Raw genomic sequence first — 880 nt, 5'->3', positions numbered from 1 at the left:
CGGCAAAAAGAAATAGAAAATAGAGATGGCTCGCGAAAGTTGATGACTGGTCCCGCGCGGGTATTGCGCGTTACAGCAAAAATGCGCTGATGTCGCAGATGTGGCAAAAGCGCCGGTTTGAGCCTCAGCCCAAGACTTCCGGTCTAACCCCAACTGCGGACATGTCCCTGCGCCGCAAATTGTCGCGAAGGGCCACTTCCGGACATCCTCGTTTGATCTCCAGAATACACCACTGGCCCCAAGTTGGTCGTTGATTTACAAGATGCATGAGCGAACGAGCCATGCTCGACGGCGAGCGCTCTGCGCCGACGACTGGCAGAATGAAGCCGCCGCCGGAGGCAAGTATGGTCGACACCACTCTTTCCACCACCTATCGTGAATACATCGACTGTCTGAACAGGCAGGATTGGGCTGCGCTGGAGCAATTCGTTCATGCTGAGGTGCACTACAACGGCGAACGGATTCGGCTGTGTGGTTATCGCGAAATGCTGGAGAGAGATTTTCGTGAGATCCCGGACCTTCATTTCGACATTCAATTCCTAGTCTGTGAGCCCCCGCGCATCGCGAGCAGGCTCGGATTTAACTGCACGCCAAAAGGAAGTTTCCTCGGCCTTGAAGTTAATGGGCGGAAGGTCTCCTTCGCCGAGAACGTATTCTATGAGTTCGACGAGCGGAAAATAAAGGCGGTGTGGTCGATCATCGACAAGGCAGCTATCGAAAGACAACTTTAGGCCGGAGGAACCATCCCCGTTAGTATGCTTGGTCCGCTCCGGGTCTTGGCTGTGTGAAAACGCCAAGGCGCTTGAGCGCGATAGAAGAAGTTATTCGTCCAAGGCGGTTCTAGCGCTTAAGCTAGCACGTGGCTTCAACTTAGACGACG

Annotated in this window: 1 protein-coding gene; it reads left to right on the top strand. The window is 54.2% G+C overall.

Annotation, left to right across the window (positions count from 1 at the left end):
• Window positions 1-344: 344 nt before the first annotated feature.
• Window positions 345-731 (top strand): ester cyclase, encoded by a 387-nt coding sequence (locus tag AC629_RS43685; protein ID WP_084810759.1) that lies wholly within the window; start codon window positions 345-347, stop codon window positions 729-731.
• Window positions 732-880 lie beyond the last annotated feature (149 nt).

This window comes from Bradyrhizobium sp. NAS80.1, assembly GCF_001908205.1.
Taxonomy (GTDB): domain Bacteria; phylum Pseudomonadota; class Alphaproteobacteria; order Rhizobiales; family Xanthobacteraceae; genus Bradyrhizobium.
Note: the sequence above shows the minus strand (reverse complement) of the source record. Positions and strands in the feature narration are given on the sequence as shown.